12 protein-coding genes are annotated in these 14,672 nt (G+C 61.1%); 11 read left to right on the forward strand and 1 reads right to left on the reverse strand.

Annotation, left to right across the window (positions count from 1 at the left end; translation table 11 throughout):
• The 5 genes from Q0J81_RS07645 to Q0J81_RS07665 all read left to right on the forward strand — a co-directional run.
• The coding region (locus Q0J81_RS07645) for an ATP-binding cassette domain-containing protein (RefSeq protein WP_294446977.1) at window positions 1-1,673 on the forward strand (1,673 nt) is incomplete at its 5' end.
• Between the two features lie 423 nt (window positions 1,674-2,096).
• Window positions 2,097-2,486: a MerR family transcriptional regulator gene (locus Q0J81_RS07650; protein WP_294446979.1), complete on the forward strand. Its 390-nt coding sequence runs from the start codon at window positions 2,097-2,099 to the stop codon at window positions 2,484-2,486.
• The gene (gene rpe / locus Q0J81_RS07655; RefSeq protein WP_294446981.1) at window positions 2,483-3,136 is read left to right on the forward strand and encodes a ribulose-phosphate 3-epimerase; all 654 of its coding nucleotides are present in this window, start codon (window positions 2,483-2,485) and stop codon (window positions 3,134-3,136) included. The genes Q0J81_RS07650 and rpe overlap by 4 nt, the downstream gene beginning before the upstream one ends.
• A gap of 36 nt (window positions 3,137-3,172) precedes the next feature.
• Window positions 3,173-5,167, forward strand: coding sequence for a transketolase (gene tkt / locus Q0J81_RS07660; protein WP_294446982.1), 1,995 nt, complete (start codon window positions 3,173-3,175; stop codon window positions 5,165-5,167).
• Window positions 5,168-5,183: 16 nt separating this feature from the next.
• The gene (locus tag Q0J81_RS07665; protein WP_294446983.1) at window positions 5,184-6,362 is read left to right on the forward strand and encodes a phosphoglycerate kinase; all 1,179 of its coding nucleotides are present in this window, start codon (window positions 5,184-5,186) and stop codon (window positions 6,360-6,362) included.
• Window positions 6,363-6,644: 282 nt separating this feature from the next.
• Here the strand turns inward: Q0J81_RS07665 and Q0J81_RS07670 are convergent, their stop codons facing one another.
• Window positions 6,645-8,195 carry a sigma-54 dependent transcriptional regulator gene (locus Q0J81_RS07670; RefSeq protein ID WP_294446984.1) on the reverse strand — a complete coding sequence of 517 codons (1,551 nt, stop codon included), beginning with the start codon at window positions 8,193-8,195 and terminating at the stop codon, window positions 6,645-6,647.
• Window positions 8,196-8,366: 171 nt separating this feature from the next.
• Between Q0J81_RS07670 and Q0J81_RS07675 the strand changes: the two genes are divergently transcribed.
• From Q0J81_RS07675 to Q0J81_RS07700, 6 genes are all read left to right on the forward strand, one after another.
• The gene (locus tag Q0J81_RS07675) at window positions 8,367-10,328 is read left to right on the forward strand and encodes an alkaline phosphatase family protein (protein ID WP_294446985.1); all 1,962 of its coding nucleotides are present in this window, start codon (window positions 8,367-8,369) and stop codon (window positions 10,326-10,328) included.
• 85 nt (window positions 10,329-10,413) lie between these two features.
• Window positions 10,414-11,679, forward strand: a complete 1,266-nt coding sequence (locus tag Q0J81_RS07680; RefSeq protein ID WP_294446986.1) for an MFS transporter — start codon at window positions 10,414-10,416, stop codon at window positions 11,677-11,679.
• Window positions 11,666-11,938, forward strand: coding sequence for a hypothetical protein (locus tag Q0J81_RS07685; protein WP_294446987.1), 273 nt, complete (start codon window positions 11,666-11,668; stop codon window positions 11,936-11,938). Before Q0J81_RS07680 ends, Q0J81_RS07685 begins: the two co-directional genes overlap by 14 nt.
• A 12-nt stretch (window positions 11,939-11,950) precedes the next feature.
• Window positions 11,951-12,559, forward strand: a complete 609-nt coding sequence (locus tag Q0J81_RS07690; protein WP_294446988.1) for a hypothetical protein — start codon at window positions 11,951-11,953, stop codon at window positions 12,557-12,559.
• A gap of 153 nt (window positions 12,560-12,712) precedes the next feature.
• Window positions 12,713-13,141: an OsmC family protein gene (locus tag Q0J81_RS07695; RefSeq protein WP_294446989.1), complete on the forward strand. Its 429-nt coding sequence runs from the start codon at window positions 12,713-12,715 to the stop codon at window positions 13,139-13,141.
• Window positions 13,142-13,159: 18 nt separating this feature from the next.
• Entirely contained in the window at window positions 13,160-14,494 is a 1,335-nt protein-coding gene (locus Q0J81_RS07700; protein ID WP_294446992.1) for an MFS transporter, read from the forward strand.
• Window positions 14,495-14,672: the final 178 nt, after the last annotated feature.

The raw sequence follows: 14,672 nt of genomic DNA on the forward strand, positions 1-14,672 counted from the left end.
TCATGGCGCGCCAGCACGACCTTGAGACCCGCTACGGCTACAATCCCGAGCAGCGCGCGCAGACCGTGCTTTCCGGCCTGGGCTTTTCAAGGCAGAAGTGGGAGCTTCCCATCCGTCAGCTTTCCGGCGGATGGCGGGAACGCGCCAAGCTTGCGCGCGTGCTCACCGCAGGCGCGGACGTGCTCTTTCTCGACGAACCCACCAACCATCTCGACCTTGAGGCCGTGGAATGGCTGGAAGAATTTCTTCTGGAGTTCAAGGGCATACTCGTCTTCGTGGCGCACGACCGCGTGTTCATGGATCACGTGGGCTCCCACGTTCTGTACCTCGGCGCCTCAAAGCCCATATTCCGCAAGTGCAACTACACCAAGTTCCTGGAACTTCAGGCGGAAATCGAGGAGCAGCGCGAAAGGGAGGCCAAACAGATAGCCGACGATCTCGCGCACAAGATGGATTTCATCCGCCGTTTCAAGGCCAAGGCCACCAAGGCGCGTCAGGCCGGTTCCCGCCAGAAGCAGGCGAAGAAACTCGAAAAGGAACTCGAGCAGTACAGGCCAGAGCCCAAGAGACGTGAGCTTTCCTTCAAGTGGCCCGAAGCTGCGCCCTCCGAAAAGGTGGTGCTTTCCGTGGCGGATCTGGCCTTTCATTTCCCCGACGGCACCACGCTGTGGCCGCCGCTCACCTTTTCGCTGTTCCGCGGTCAGAGAGTGGGCCTTGTGGGACACAACGGCTGCGGCAAGTCCACGCTGCTCAAGATTCTGGCGGGAAGGCTGGCCCGCACGGGCGGTACGTTCACCATGGGGTCCACCACGCGCATGGGCTACTACAGTCAGCAGCAGGCCGAAACGCTGGATCTCGGCGGCACGGTGCTCGGCGAAATGCGCCGTCTCTCCGACCCGCACACCTCGGAAGAGGAACTCATGAGCGTGCTCGGTCTGTTCATGCTGGGGCAGGGCTATTTCGACCGCTCCGTCGACTCGCTTTCCGGCGGTGAGCGCAGCCGTCTCGTGCTCGCGCTGCTCTTTCTGCGCCGCTGCAATTTTCTTGTGCTCGACGAACCCACCAACCATCTGGATCTCGAAAGCCGCGACGCCCTCGTGGAGGCGCTGGAAGCCTTTGACGGCACGCTGCTCGTGGTGGCCCACGACCGTCATCTGCTTTCCGAGGCCGTGGACGAAATATGGGCCGTGGATGAGAAGGGCATCACCGTCTACAAGGAAGGCTTTGCACAGTACGACGCGGCAAGACGCGCGGCACGCACAGCCTCCGTCCGTCAGCAGGCCGCGCCTGCCGAATCTTCCTCCGCGCCCGCATCTGCGGCCGTGCGCCCTCTGCCGGGAACAGGCCTTTCCCGCGAGGAGCTGAAAAAGCTCAAGCGCGAGCAGGCCGAACAGCGCAACGCGCTCTACAAGAAGCTCAAGCCTCTTCAGGCGCGCTACGAGGAACAGGAAAAAATCTTTGAGGCCCATCTTGCCAGACAGGAGGAAGTGGAAGGCCTGCTTGCCGATCCTGCGGTGTACGCCGACGGCGCGAAATCCACGGAGCTGCTCAAGGAGTTTCATGATCTTCAGAAGCGCACGGAAAAGGAACTTGAGGCGCTGGGCGAGCTTGAGGCGCAGATTTCCGAGCTTGAGGCGCAGCGCGCGGCCCTTTCCCTCGACGGGGGAGAGTAGCCTTTCCGCCGGACGGTCGAAGGAATGCGCCCCGTGCAGGCAGGTTGCCGTGACGTTGGAGGCGCGGCCTTGACAGCGCGCGTCTTTTTTCGGAAAAAGCCCGTTCCGACTTCCGCTTCAACGCCCGGACCAGAGGCCGGCCCCTTCTTCCGGCGCCGATCCCGGTCCTGCGGATAAGAAGCGGAAAAAACGTCCGACTGTCATCATTCTGCCGCACTCGCGTGGCATGATGGCGGACGAAGTCGTGAAGATGGCGCTGCCCCGTCGTTTTTTTTCTGGAAATTTTTCCGGGAAAGGGCGACTATCGGAATGGACACGGACAATCGTCGGAAAGCCGTTTTTCTTTTCAGCGAGGAGAGCCCCGTGATCGATCAGAGTTACTTGCAGTGCCATTTCTTCAGACCGCAGACCAAGGACGGGAACATGCACAGAAAAAAGCCGCAGTCCGGCAGGGTGTACCGCATAGGCGAAGCAGCCCGTGCGCTTAACCTTCAGACGAGCGTGCTTCGTTTCTGGGAAGGGGAGTTTCCCGGCCTTCAGCCCGTGCGCACGCCCAAGGGACAGCGTCTGTATTCGGAAAGCGACATGGAGCTTCTGCGGCGCATACGTTCTCTGCTCCATGAGCAGGGCATGACCATTGAAGGCGCGCGCCGCGTGCTTGCGGGCGATGCCATGCCCGAGCTTGCCGAAGCGCTTTCCGGTCGTCCGGCCAGACCCGGCGCCGACGAAGGGCTGCTTGCCGATGTTTTGAAGGAACTTATGGAAATACGGGACATTCTCACCAGCAACCCGTCCAAGGAGAATCGCTCATGATACTTTCGCCCTCGCTTCTTTCCGCAGACTGCGGACATCTGGCAGAAACCCTGAAGAACCTGGAGGAAGCCGGGGTGAAGTGGGTGCACTGGGACGTGATGGACGGGCAGTTCGTGCCCAACATCACCTTCGGACAGCACGTCATCAAAGGCCTGCGCCCGGCGTCGGGTCTTTTTTTTGACGTGCATCTCATGATCGAGAGCCCGGAGCGCTACCTTGCCGACTTCAAGGCCGCGGGTGCGGACATGCTCGTGGTGCACGCCGAAGCCACCGTGCATCTTCAGCGCACGCTTGCGGAAATACGCCGTCTCGGCATGAAGGCGGGCGCGGCGCTCAATCCCGCAACGCCGCTCAGCGTGCTCGACTATGTTCTGGACGACCTCGACATGGTGCTTGTCATGAGCGTGAACCCCGGCTTCGGGGGACAGAAATTTCTGCCCGCCACCCTGCGCAAGGTCGCGGAACTGCGGGCAAAGCTCAACGATGCCGGACGTTCCGACTGCCTCATTCAGGTAGACGGCGGCGTGAATCTTGAAAACACCGGAGCGCTGGTTCAGGCCGGAGCGAACGTGCTTGTTTCCGGCTCCGCGTTTTTCGGTCATCCTCCCTTCAGCGAACGTCTTGCCGCTTTCACGGCCGCGGCGTGCTGAGCCTTTTCCTGCAATACTTCCAAGGAGACAGCCTTTATGCCTACTCGTGCAGAACTTGCCAATGCCATCCGCGCCCTTTCCATCGACGCCATCGAGAAAGCCAAGTCCGGTCATCCGGGCGCTCCCCTGGGCATGGCCGACATGGCCGAAGCCCTGTGGCGCGGTTTTCTGAAGCATAATCCTGCCGATCCCGCATGGCCCAACCGCGACCGCTTCGTGCTCTCCAACGGCCATGCCTCCATGCTGCTCTATTCCCTGCTGCATCTCACCGGATACGACCTTTCCATGGACGATATCCGTAATTTCCGCCAGCTTGACGCCAGAACTCCCGGTCATCCCGAGCTCGGCGTGACGCCCGGCGTGGAAATGACCACCGGCCCGCTCGGTCAGGGCATTGCCACGGCCGTGGGCATGGCCCTTGCCGAACGCATGATGGCTCATGAGTTCAACCGCGAAGGCTTCCCCGTCATGGATCACTACACCTGGGTGTTCCTCGGCGACGGCTGCCTCATGGAAGGCGTGGCGCAGGAAGCCTGCTCGCTCGCCGGCACCTGGAAGCTCGGCCGTCTCATCGCGCTGTATGACGACAATGCCATTTCCATCGACGGCAAGGTGGATGGCTGGTTCACCGACGACACGCCCGCCCGCTTCGAGGCCATGGGCTGGCACGTGGTGCGCGGCATCGACGGCCACGACTCCGAAGCGCTGGACATGGCCATACGCGAGGCCATGGCCGTCACGGACAGGCCTTCGCTCATCTGCTGCAAGACCGTCATCGGCCGCTTTGCGCCCACCAAGGCCGGAACGGCAGCCTGCCACGGCTCGCCGCTCGGAGCCGAAGAAGCTGCGGCCGCCCGCGCCGCCATGGGCTGGAGCGCCGAGCCCTTCACCGTGCCGGACGACATCCGCGCCGCGTGGGACGCCCGCGAAAAGGGCGCGGCTGCCGAAAAGGCCTGGGACGACATGTTTGCCGCCTATGCCGCGGCCTATCCCGAACTCGCCGCCGAGTTCCGTCGCCGCATGGCGGGCAAGCTCCCCGAAGCCTGGCCGGATGCGGCCCGTGCCGCCGTGGAGGCCGCCCGCGCCGAAACCAGGGACGTAGCCACCCGCGCGGCGGGCAAGAACGCCCTCAACGTCATCGCTCCCGTGCTGCCGGAGCTCGTGGGCGGCTCGGCCGACCTCAGCGGCTCCGTGGGCACCGAATACAAGGGGGCAAAAACTCTCGACGTGTCCGACTACTCGGGCAACTACATCCGCTACGGCGTGCGCGAGTTCGGCATGGGCGCCATCATGAACGGCCTCAGGCTCCATGGCGGATTTCTGCCCTACGCGGGCACGTTCTTCGTGTTTTCGGACTACGCCAAGAGCGTGATCCGTTCTGCAGCCATCATGAAGCTTGCCGTCATCTGGGTGCTTACGCATGATTCCATCGGCGTGGGCGAAGACGGCCCCACCCATCAGCCCGTGGAGCAGATTGCCGCCCTGCGCATGACCCCCGGCGTGCAGGTGTGGCGTCCGTGCGACAGCACCGAGGCGGCCGAGGCCTGGACGGCGGCCGTGGAATACGGCGAGGGCCCCGTGTGCCTTGTCATGAGCCGTCAGAATCTTCCTCAGCAGAAGCGCAGCGACGAACAGGTTGCGGCCATCCGTCGCGGCGGCTACGTGCTCAGGGACTGCGAGGGCGAACCGGAACTCATTTACATTGCCACAGGTTCCGAAGTTCAGCTCGTCATGCAGGCTGCCGAAAAGCTCGCCGCGGAAGGTCGTCGCGTGCGGGTGGTTTCCATGCCTTCCTGCGAGGTGTTCGACCGTCAGGATGCCGCCTACCGCGAATCCGTCCTTCCGTCTTCCGTGCGCGTCCGCGTGGCTGTGGAAGCGCAGACCGCCGCCTGGTGGTGGAAGTACGTGGGACTTGACGGCCGCGTCATTGGTATGGAAACATTTGGAGCTTCCGCTCCGGCGGGAAAACTGTTCCCGAAGTTTGGCTTTACGGTAGAAAACATTGTGCGGCAGTCGCTTGAACTGCTGTAAGGAAAGGAGAAAACCGATGAAAGCACTGACCATGAACGATGTGGACATGAAGGGAAAGCGCGTTGTCATGCGCGTGGACGTGAACGTGCCCATCCATGACGGCGTCATTACCAGCGACAAGCGCATCCGCGCCGTGTTGCCCACCATCAAAAAGGCTCTGGACGCCGGCGCCGGCGTCATCCTTCTCGCCCATCTCGGCCGCCCCACCGAAGGCGTGTTTGAAGAAAAGTTCTCCCTGCGTCCCGTGGCCGCGCACATGGGCAAGCTGCTCGGCATGCCCGTGGAATTCTGCGCCGAACCTCTGAAGGGCGTGGAATGCAAGCCCGGTCAGGTGGTGCTGTGCGAGAACGTGCGCTTCTTCAAGGGTGAAAAGAAGAACGTCGAGGAACTCGCCGCCAAGTACGCCGCCATGGGCGACATCTATGTGATGGATGCCTTCGGCGCGGCCCATCGCGCGCAGGCTTCCACCGAAGGCGCGCTGCGCAAGGCCGCCGTGGCCGTGGCCGGTCCCCTCATGTTTGCGGAAATGGAAGCTGCCACCAAACTGCTCGATACCCCCGAGCGTCCGCTTTTCGCCATTATCGGCGGTTCCAAGGTTTCCACCAAGCTCACCGTGCTTGAAAACCTGCTCAAGCACGTGGACGGTCTCATTGTGGGCGGCGGCATTGCCAACACCTTCCTGGAGGCCGCAGGCTGCAACATGGGTTCCTCCCTCGTGGAAAAGGACCTCATTCCCGAAGCCAAGCGCCTCATCGAAATGGCGAAGGAACGCAACGTGCTTCTGCCCCTGCCTACCGACGTGGTGGTGGCTCCGAGCTTCGAGCGCGCTTCCGAAGCCGTGACCAAGAAGGTGTCCGAGCTTTCCGCCGAAGACTGCGCCTTCGACATCGGCGAAGAGACCGTGAAGGAATACGCCAGAATTCTCGCCGACGCCCGCACCATCGTGTGGAACGGCCCCGTGGGCGCGTTCGAAACCGTGCCCTTTGACAAGGGCAGCCGCGCTCTGGCCGACATTCTCGCCGATTCCAATGCCTATACGCTGGTCTGCGGCGGCGACACCGTGGCCGCTGTGGAATCCTTCGGCGTGGCCGCGAAGATGGGGTATCTCTCCACCGGCGGCGGCGCCTTCCTTGAAGTGCTCGAAGGCAAGACCCTGCCCGCCGTGGCCGCGCTTGCCGACGCCGCTTCCAAGTAAGAAAAAGCGGGGGAACGTTCCCCCGCACGCCTGATGCAAAGGCCGTCTTCCTTCGGGAAGGCGGCCTTTTTGCGTGTTTCGGGGCGGCGGGAGCCGGAATACCTGCGCGGAAGCCCGGGATTTTCCCTGTCGGAGGAAAAGGACGGCAGCGTCGCATGGCCGGAGGGGAGGGCGCTGCGGAAACCTCGCCCTGTTGAGCTGGCTTCTTCAACCTGCGCGCCTGGGCCGCGTCGCTTCGGGCCTGCCCGGCAGAACGGACGAAGACAGGCGTCCTGCGAGGCGCTAGCGAATTCTGAGCTTCTTCATGCGGGCGCGGAGCGTGCTGGGATTGACGTCCAGAAGTTCCGCCGCGCCGCCCCGGCCCGCAAGGCGTCCCTTCGTCATGGCAAGAACGCGCAGAATGTGCGCTTTCTCCACGTCTTCCAGACGCAGGGAGGCAGGGGAGGGCGTCTGTGCTTCGGAAGCGCCCGGCTGTTTCAGCTCCAGAGGCGGAAACATGTTTTTGAAAAGATCTTCTCCGGCCTCGATGGTGAACTCGGCGCTTTTCTTTCCGCTCCACAGCAGCATGGCCCGGGTGACGGCATTCTGCATTTCACGGATGTTGCCGGGCCACGGATAGGCGATGAGTCTGGACATTTCGGAAGGGGAGAGCGCGGGAGGGCTGGAAAAGCCCATTCTGCGGCTCTGCTGGAGAATGAAGAAGTTGAGCAGCACCGGAATGTCCTCCGGCCGTTCCCGGAGCGCCGGAATGTAGATGGGAAAGATGCTCAGCCGGTAGAGCAGATCCCGCCGGAAGGTGCCGTCCTTCACCATGAGGGAGAGATTGCGGTTGGTGGCCGCAATGATGCGCACGTTGACGGGCAGTTCCGTGCTGCTGCCTACGCGCTCGATGACGTGTTCCTGAAGCACGCGCAGAAGATGCGCCTGCGCGGAGAGCGGCAGTTCGCCGAGTTCGTCGAGAAGCAGCACGCCGGTATCCGCAAGCTCAAAGCATCCCGGCGTGTCGTGGAACGCGCCGGTAAACGCGCCCTTCTGGTAGCCGAACAGCTTGGATTCAAGAAGCGAAGGCGGAATGCCGCCGCAGTTGATTTTGATGAACGGCCGCGTGTAGCGGCCTGAGCCGCGATAGATGAGGTTGGCCACGCCTTCCTTGCCCGTGCCCGTTTCGCCGAGAAGAAGCACGGGAATCTCTTCGCGGCTCACGGTATGGATGAGTGAAAGCGACTTCTGCATGCCCGGCAGGTTGATGAGACTGAAATAGTCGGGATCATGGCGGGGCAGTTCCAGATTTCTGGCCTGAGGGTAGCGCTCCTCCCACAGATGAACGAGCGGCTCCAGAAGGTCGAACAGCACCGCGGCGTCGTCTTCGTCGTAGGCGTTTTTCCGGAAGGAAACAAAGCCGATGAGCCCGAGAAAGCGTTCCTGAATCACCTGTCGCAGAAAGATGAGCGAAAAGTTTTCGCTGCTGGCTTCCTTCATGTATTTCTGGAGCACGGAAATGGTGATGGTGGCGTAATCGCCCCGCTCGCAGATGCGCAGCATGGTGGGGTGATAGGTATTGAGAATGACTTCATCCACTTCCTGACTCTTAGGCCAGTGCAGAATTTCATTGCCGTTGCAGGGCGGCCATATGTAGTACGTGCGGGAAGATTTGCTGTCTGGCGAAATGAAGATGATGTGGTCGAAGTGCAGCGCCTTCTGAAACGCGGAATGCAGCGCCTGTATCAGCGCGGAATCATCGGGACTTGCGTCGGCGGCCTTTTCTATCAGCATGGGAAGCCGTTCGGGGAAGGGCCTGCCGCGGTCGACGGGACGGGAGAGAAACGTTTTCATAAAATGCTTCCAAATGTCGCGTTACGTGAAATATGGCGCTCAAATATAGCGTTTTTCATTTTTTAAAGTCAAGATGAATATTGCAACATATTGATTTAATAACTAATCATATTTTGGCACGCTTCTTGCTTATTTCATGGCAACAATCCTGAACAACAAAGGAGCTCATCCATGAAACGTGCCAAGAGAGTCCTGCTGGTCGGCATTGACGGCTGTGTCCGCCAACTGGTTGAACAGCATATCGCAGAAGGCATCTGCCCGAATTTCAAGCGCGTGTTCGAATCCGGTACCAAGAGTCTGAACTCGCTGTGCCCCATGCCCACCATCACGCCGCCCAACTGGGCCACCATCGCCACGGGCTGCTATCCCATCACGCATCAGATCACCGACTACTGGCGTCATGTTCCCGGCACCTCTCCCAACGCCGCCAACACGGAAATGAACTTCAGCGGCGAGCGCATCAAGGCCGAAACCATCTGGGAAGCCGCCGAGCGCGCGGGCAGGAAGTCCATCGTGGTGAACTGGCCCACCTCCTACGGTCTGAACAAGCGCTTTAAAAACTCCATCATTCTGGGCGGCGCCGGCCTTTCCTGCGGCACCATTCAGGACAACGAGACTGCGGTAAAGCTGGGTGCTCCGTATTCCGGCGGTCAGCTCTTCTGCGAAGATCTCATCTGCTCTTCCCGCTTCCATCCCGGCGGCATTCAGGGCGACCTGCAGCCTGCCGGCGACTGGAAGAACGTCGACGACATGGGCGACGATCCGCTGGAATTTCCCTTTGAGCTCACCTTTGAAAAGACGCCGTTCCGCCCCGTGAAGCCTACCTGGTACTGGCTGGTCCGCGAGCTCGGCAACGACGGCTACGACACGGTCACCCTCTCTCCCACCAGAGACATGAAGGACGCCTTCTTTACCCTCAAGCTGAACGAGTGGTCGGACCGCGTCTTCACCACCATACATCTTGAAGACGGCTCGGAAAAGGAGGTCGCCTTCCTCGGCAAGATCCTCAACCTCGCCGACGACGGTTCGGACTTCGACTTCTACCTCACGCAGATGCTGAACACCGACGGCGATCTGTGGTGCTTCCCGCCCGAAGCGGCAAAGCCCCTGCGCGACATCGAAGCCGTGCCCACCACCAAGGCGGGATTTCTGCTGCGCATGATGGGATGGTATGACGACGAAATGTTCTCCCAGCTCATCGAGATGCACAACAAGTGGCTGGGCGAGGCGCTGGTCAAGCTCATGGAAAACAACGACTGGTCGCTGTGCTTCTTCCACACGCATCCCACCGACTCCGTGTATCACTATCTCATGACGGAACTCGATCCCGCCACCTGCACCTCGCAGGAAGCGCACGAGCACGCCTGGGAGTTCCACCGCCGTCTCTACCGTTCCACCGACGCCATGCTCGGCAAGCTGCTCGACTGCGCCGACGACGGCGAGACCCTCATCATTCTGGTATCCGACCACGGTTCCAAGGCCGACGGCGCGCCCTTTGCGCCCACCATTCCGCTCATCGACGCCGGACTTCTTGCCGTTGACGAAACCAAGGAACCCAACGAAGCGGTCAAGCTCACCATCAAGAACCTCGGCAAGGCCCAGGCCGAAGCCATGCTCAAGGCCAACGCCGAGCCCATCATCGAACAGTCGAAGTGCTTCCCGCAGCGTACCTGCTATGTGTACGTGAACCTGAAGAGCAAGTACCCCGGCGGCATCGTGGAAGACGAGGACTACTACAAGGTGCAGCGTGAGATCATCGACGCTCTGTACGCCTATGTGGACCCCAACACCGGCAAGCATCCCGTGGCCTGCTGCATGACCAAGCAGACGGCCCGTCTCATCGGCATGGGCGGCGACCAGTGCGGCGACGTCATCTACACGCTCTGGCCCGAATACGGCGCCCAGCACGGCGCCTTCTTCGCCACGGACACCTGGGGGCTTGGCGATCTGCATACGCTTTCCGTGTTCTACGGCCCCGGCTTCAAGAAGGGCTACGAAATGGAACGCAGCGTGCAGCTTGCCGACATCGTCCCCACCATCTGCTACATGCTCGGCCTGCCGTATCCCAGGGACTGCGAAGGCTGCGTGCTCTATCAGGCGCTCGAAGATCCCGACGCCTACACCGTTCATTGATGACGGGCGGGGGCGTCCGCCGTGCGGGCGCTCCCGTTTCGGAAACAGTTCAAGCAACGTCTGAAAGCGGTCCGGGAGGACAGTCATGACCGGAATGTCGTGGAACGTTCGTGCACCTCTTGCCGTTCTGGCTCTGCTGTGTGCGGCGTATGCGGTCAGTTTTTTTCACAGGGTATGCCCGGCGGTCCTTTCGGTGGATCTCATGCGGGACTTTTCGGCGGATGCGGCATCGTTCAGCCTCATCAGCTCCGCGACCATGCTGGGGTACGCGCTCACGCAGATTCCTTCCGGACTTCTTGCCGACATCATAGGCGGCCGCAGAACGCTGGCGCTCTATCAGATGCTTGCCGGACTGTTCTGCATGGCGTTCACGTTCTGCGATGCGCTGGCTTCGGCCGTTGTCTGCCGCTTTCTCCTCGGGCTGACGCTGGCCGCAAACATTCCCGCCTACAAAATGCTCGCGCTGCGCGTGCCTGCCCGTGATTACGCCCGCTACAGCGTGGTGCTCACGTGCAGCGGGGCGGTGGGCACGCTCATGGCGGCCAGTCCTCTGGTGGCCCTTGCCGATCTTGCCGGGTGGCGCGGCGCGCTGTTCATGGCCGGAGCGTTCACGGTATTTCTGGGGCTTGCGCTTCTGGTGCTGCTTCGCCGACCTTCCGGCGCCGAGTCCGTGCGCGTGCCTTCGGTGCGCGAGAATGTCCGCGAACTGAAGGAAGGGGCCCGCGTGGTCCTTCGCATGAAGGAATTCTGGCTCATCTTTCTGTGGTTCATGTTCGTCATCGGCAACATGTTCGCGCTCGTCACCATCTGGTGGGGCGGCTACCTCATGCAGGCCAACGGTCTTACCCGTGAAGCCGCCGGTCTCAGCATTTCGGTCATGTCGCTGGGGCCGCTGCCCCTTGCGCTTGCGGTGCCGTGGCTTTCGGACAGGGTGTTTCATTCGCGCCGCATCTTTCTTCTGGCCGCAGCTCTTCTGGAATCCGCAGTGTTCGGCTTCATCTGGCTGAACGGGGAGAACGGCTTTTCGTTTGCCACGCTTACCGTTCTCGGACTCATGGTCACCGTTTCCACCAACGCGCTGGGAACCCTGTGCTTCACCATGGTCAAGGAGAGCGTGCCGGTGTCGGCCCTGGCGTCGGCCTGCGGACTTCTGAACGCCAGCGGTCCGGTAATGGCCGCGATCATTCAGAGCCTGTTCGGGGCCGTCATTGCATGGAAAACGGGCGAAGGCGCCAGCATCGGCGCGGCATACAGCGACGCGTTCGCCCTCCTTTTTGCGGGTGCTCTGGTCGCAGCCTGCGCGGCGCTTTTCATGAAGGATACGCTGGGAGGCGATCATGACGGGCATTGAGATACAGCAGAGACTGGAACAGACGCTCTTTGCTCTGGCAAGAAGCCTGGGCGTGGGTGTGGATTTCATGGAACCCATTGTTTTGATGGGAAAACTCAAGGTACACAGAACTCCGGAGAAGGATGATGCCTATTACTGGCGGCAGACGCCGCTCATGAAGGTCCGTCGCGTCCGGGAAGAAGAGGGAATACGCTGGATTTTTCTTTCCCCGGAAGGGGAGGAGATGGCGAATTACCTTCAGGAATTCAATAAGCACTAAAGGAGAAATACTATGGCTACTGGCAAGAATGTGTTCATCATCGTCTCTGACGCCTCGGATGAATTTCTGAAGAACAGCGAAGCGGAACAGATGGTCAAGCTGCGCCGCAAGGGTGCTCTGGTGGCGCTGAAGGCGGAACACGATCTCGTGGCCGAAGCTCTTGCGGGTTCGGCGGCGGGCGGCGAGAGCATGGTCGACGCGGCCCGGGCCGGAGGCTATGTGGTGGAACCCATAGCGCACGGCAGCGAGCTTTCGCTGGTGGAAGGCGTGAAGGGCGAGGAAGCGCTGCTTGCCGTGCTCGATCAGGCTTTCGGCGTGAATTCCACCAAGATGCTGCTTGTGGTGCTCGGGCAGAGCAGCGCGCTGTTCTACGGCCTCGGCATCGAACGCGGAGTCGTGCTCGACAAGGTGTTTCCTGCGGCCTGCATCGCTCCCACGCTGGCCTGGCTCGGCGATCTGCCCCTGCCCGCGCAGGTGGAAGCCGCGCCCGCCTATGCGGTGATCAAGGGCCTGAACTTCAAGGCCAGGGAAATGGCCAAGCTCAAGGATACCAACGACGCGCTCATGCTCAAGATCGAGCGCGACAACCGCAAGCCCTGGGACAAGCACGACTGCGCCTAGAGATCGTCTGCCGTCCGGACTCTCCGAACAGGGGAGCCGGACGGCAGAGAAGGGGCTGCAAAACGAAACTTCTTTGGAACGTAACATTCCGTTGAACTTCGCGTCCGGCTCACAGTCATGAGAGGCACGGACGTTTTGGGGGGATCAAGTATCATGGAGATGACAGTTTCCTATAAAAGGCACGGCGATGTGCACACCATTCATACCGGCGGGGCGGCGCTTGGCGACATCATCATAGACAACACCGGCATTCCCGCCGATCAGCGGGGAGGCACGGCCAAGCAGCTTCTCGGTGCGGCCGCCGTCTACTGCTACGCATCGGCGCTCACGGCGGCCATGGAGGCCAGGGGCCTGCATTACGGCTCGCTCGACATTTCGACGACGCTTGAGGTAGGAGGCAACGACAAGGGACAGAGCCGCGTGCTCAAAATGGTGATACGGGCCGTTGTCGGCATCGATGAGGAGGATCAGGATCTCTTCGATCGCGTGGTACGAGTCATGAAGGGCGGATGTCTCGTCACCGGTTCCCTTCACGACGGCATAGAGATGGAATACCAGCTTTCCTCCTCCTGGCAGGACTGACATTTTCGGAGTTATGCGATGAAACAGACGGAATCTCCCCTGAAGTATACGGAAGTCGGCTCCACCTGCGGCGCTCCTGACGACGTGTGGCCCATCGACAAGCGATACGCGCTGTTTACGGCGGTCATCATTTTCTTCATCGGCATGTTCGATCTTGTCGACAGACAGGTCATTGCCTCGCTGTTCCCTCATCTGAAAGAAGAATTCGCGCTCAGCGACAAGCAGCTCGGCATGCTCGTGTCTGCGGTCAACCTCTCCATTTCGCTGCTGGTGGTGCCTTCCGCCTATCTGGTGGACCACTGGAGCCGCAAGAAGATGATCTTCCTCATGGGCACGATATGGAGTGTTTCCACGCTGCTTTGCGGATTTGTCACGGGCTTTACCCATCTGCTTCTGGCCCGCCTTCTGTGCGGCTTCGGCGAAGCCGGGTATCAGCCTGCGGGACAGAGTCTCCTGTCCGCCTGCTTCCCCCGCAAGTACCGCGCCACGGCCACGGCCATCGTCACCTGCGGCATGTCGCTCGGCGCGCCCGTGGGTCTCATGATCGGGGCGTTCGTGTCCGAGCACTGGGGCTGGCGTCACGCCTTCGGCGTTGTGGCCATACCGGGCCTGCTGCTTTCTTTCCTCGCGCTGCGCATGCACGATTTCAAGGTGGTTGCCACGGACGCGCCGAAGAAAAAGGGCTTCTGGGCTCAGCGCGGGGCCTATTTTGCCACGCTGCGTGAAATCGTCAAAATGCCCACCGTGCTGTGCGTCATCTGCAGCGCCGTATGCATACGCATGTTCAACGGCGTGCTGCTCAGCTGGACGCCTTCCTACTTTACCCGCGTGGCCGAAGTGCCCATGACCGTGGCCAGCTCCTACGCGTCGCTCATCATCGTGGCTCAGTCGCTGGCCATCTTCCTCGGCGGTCCCGTCGTCGACTGGGTGAAGAGCAGAGGCAACCGTCTCGTGCCCATCTGGCTGTGCTTTGCCATGCTCGCGAGCGGCGCCATGTACGTGATCGCCTACAAGTTCTGCCAGCCCGGCAGCCTTGTGCAGGTCGCCGTGCTCGTCACCTCGTCCCTCATCTTCGGCACGGTGTTCAGCGCGGGCACCTTCCTCATCGTCGACCTTACCGCCGCCAACTATCGCGCCACGGCCATCAGTCTGATGATTCTGAGCCAGAACCTGCTCGGCTACAGCGTGGGCCCCATCGTCACGGGCACCATTTCGGACATGTTCAATCTGTCCACCGCCATGGTCATGTCGTCCTTCGTTCTTCTTGCAGGCGCGATCTTCTACTTTATATGCATCTTCACCTACCCGCGCGACAAGGAAAATGCGACCTGCGTGGACATTGAGTTTCATTGATGCCCCCCGCATCTGACGCCGGAGAAAGAATGTTTTTTCCGGCTGGTTCCTCTCCGACAGAAACCTCTTGAACAGCGACGCTGTGACGGCGGAATCCCCTTTCTTCCGTCACAGCGTCCTGCATACAGGAACGTATTCATGGCCCTTCGCATCACTGTCACAGGCGCAGGCCCCGGCG

The organism is uncultured Mailhella sp. (assembly GCF_944324575.1).
Taxonomy (GTDB): Bacteria; Desulfobacterota; Desulfovibrionia; order Desulfovibrionales; family Desulfovibrionaceae; genus Mailhella.

Bases quoted from the DNA above. Each gene is read 5' to 3' on its own strand.
- rpe (WP_294446981.1), top strand. From the start codon at position 2,483: ATGATACTTTCGCCCTCGCTTCTTTCCGCAGACTGCGGACATCTGGCA.
- Q0J81_RS07675 (WP_294446985.1), top strand. From the start codon at position 8,367: ATGAAACGTGCCAAGAGAGTCCTGCTGGTCGGCATTGACGGCTGTGTC.
- Q0J81_RS07700 (WP_294446992.1), top strand. From the start codon at position 13,160: ATGAAACAGACGGAATCTCCCCTGAAGTATACGGAAGTCGGCTCCACC.
- Q0J81_RS07685 (WP_294446987.1), top strand. From the start codon at position 11,666: ATGACGGGCATTGAGATACAGCAGAGACTGGAACAGACGCTCTTTGCT.
- Q0J81_RS07680 (WP_294446986.1), top strand. From the start codon at position 10,414: ATGACCGGAATGTCGTGGAACGTTCGTGCACCTCTTGCCGTTCTGGCT.
- Q0J81_RS07665 (WP_294446983.1), top strand. From the start codon at position 5,184: ATGAAAGCACTGACCATGAACGATGTGGACATGAAGGGAAAGCGCGTT.
- Q0J81_RS07650 (WP_294446979.1), top strand. From the start codon at position 2,097: ATGCACAGAAAAAAGCCGCAGTCCGGCAGGGTGTACCGCATAGGCGAA.
- Q0J81_RS07695 (WP_294446989.1), top strand. From the start codon at position 12,713: ATGGAGATGACAGTTTCCTATAAAAGGCACGGCGATGTGCACACCATT.
- tkt (WP_294446982.1), top strand. From the start codon at position 3,173: ATGCCTACTCGTGCAGAACTTGCCAATGCCATCCGCGCCCTTTCCATC.
- Q0J81_RS07690 (WP_294446988.1), top strand. From the start codon at position 11,951: ATGGCTACTGGCAAGAATGTGTTCATCATCGTCTCTGACGCCTCGGAT.
- Q0J81_RS07670 (WP_294446984.1), bottom strand. From the start codon at position 8,195: ATGAAAACGTTTCTCTCCCGTCCCGTCGACCGCGGCAGGCCCTTCCCC.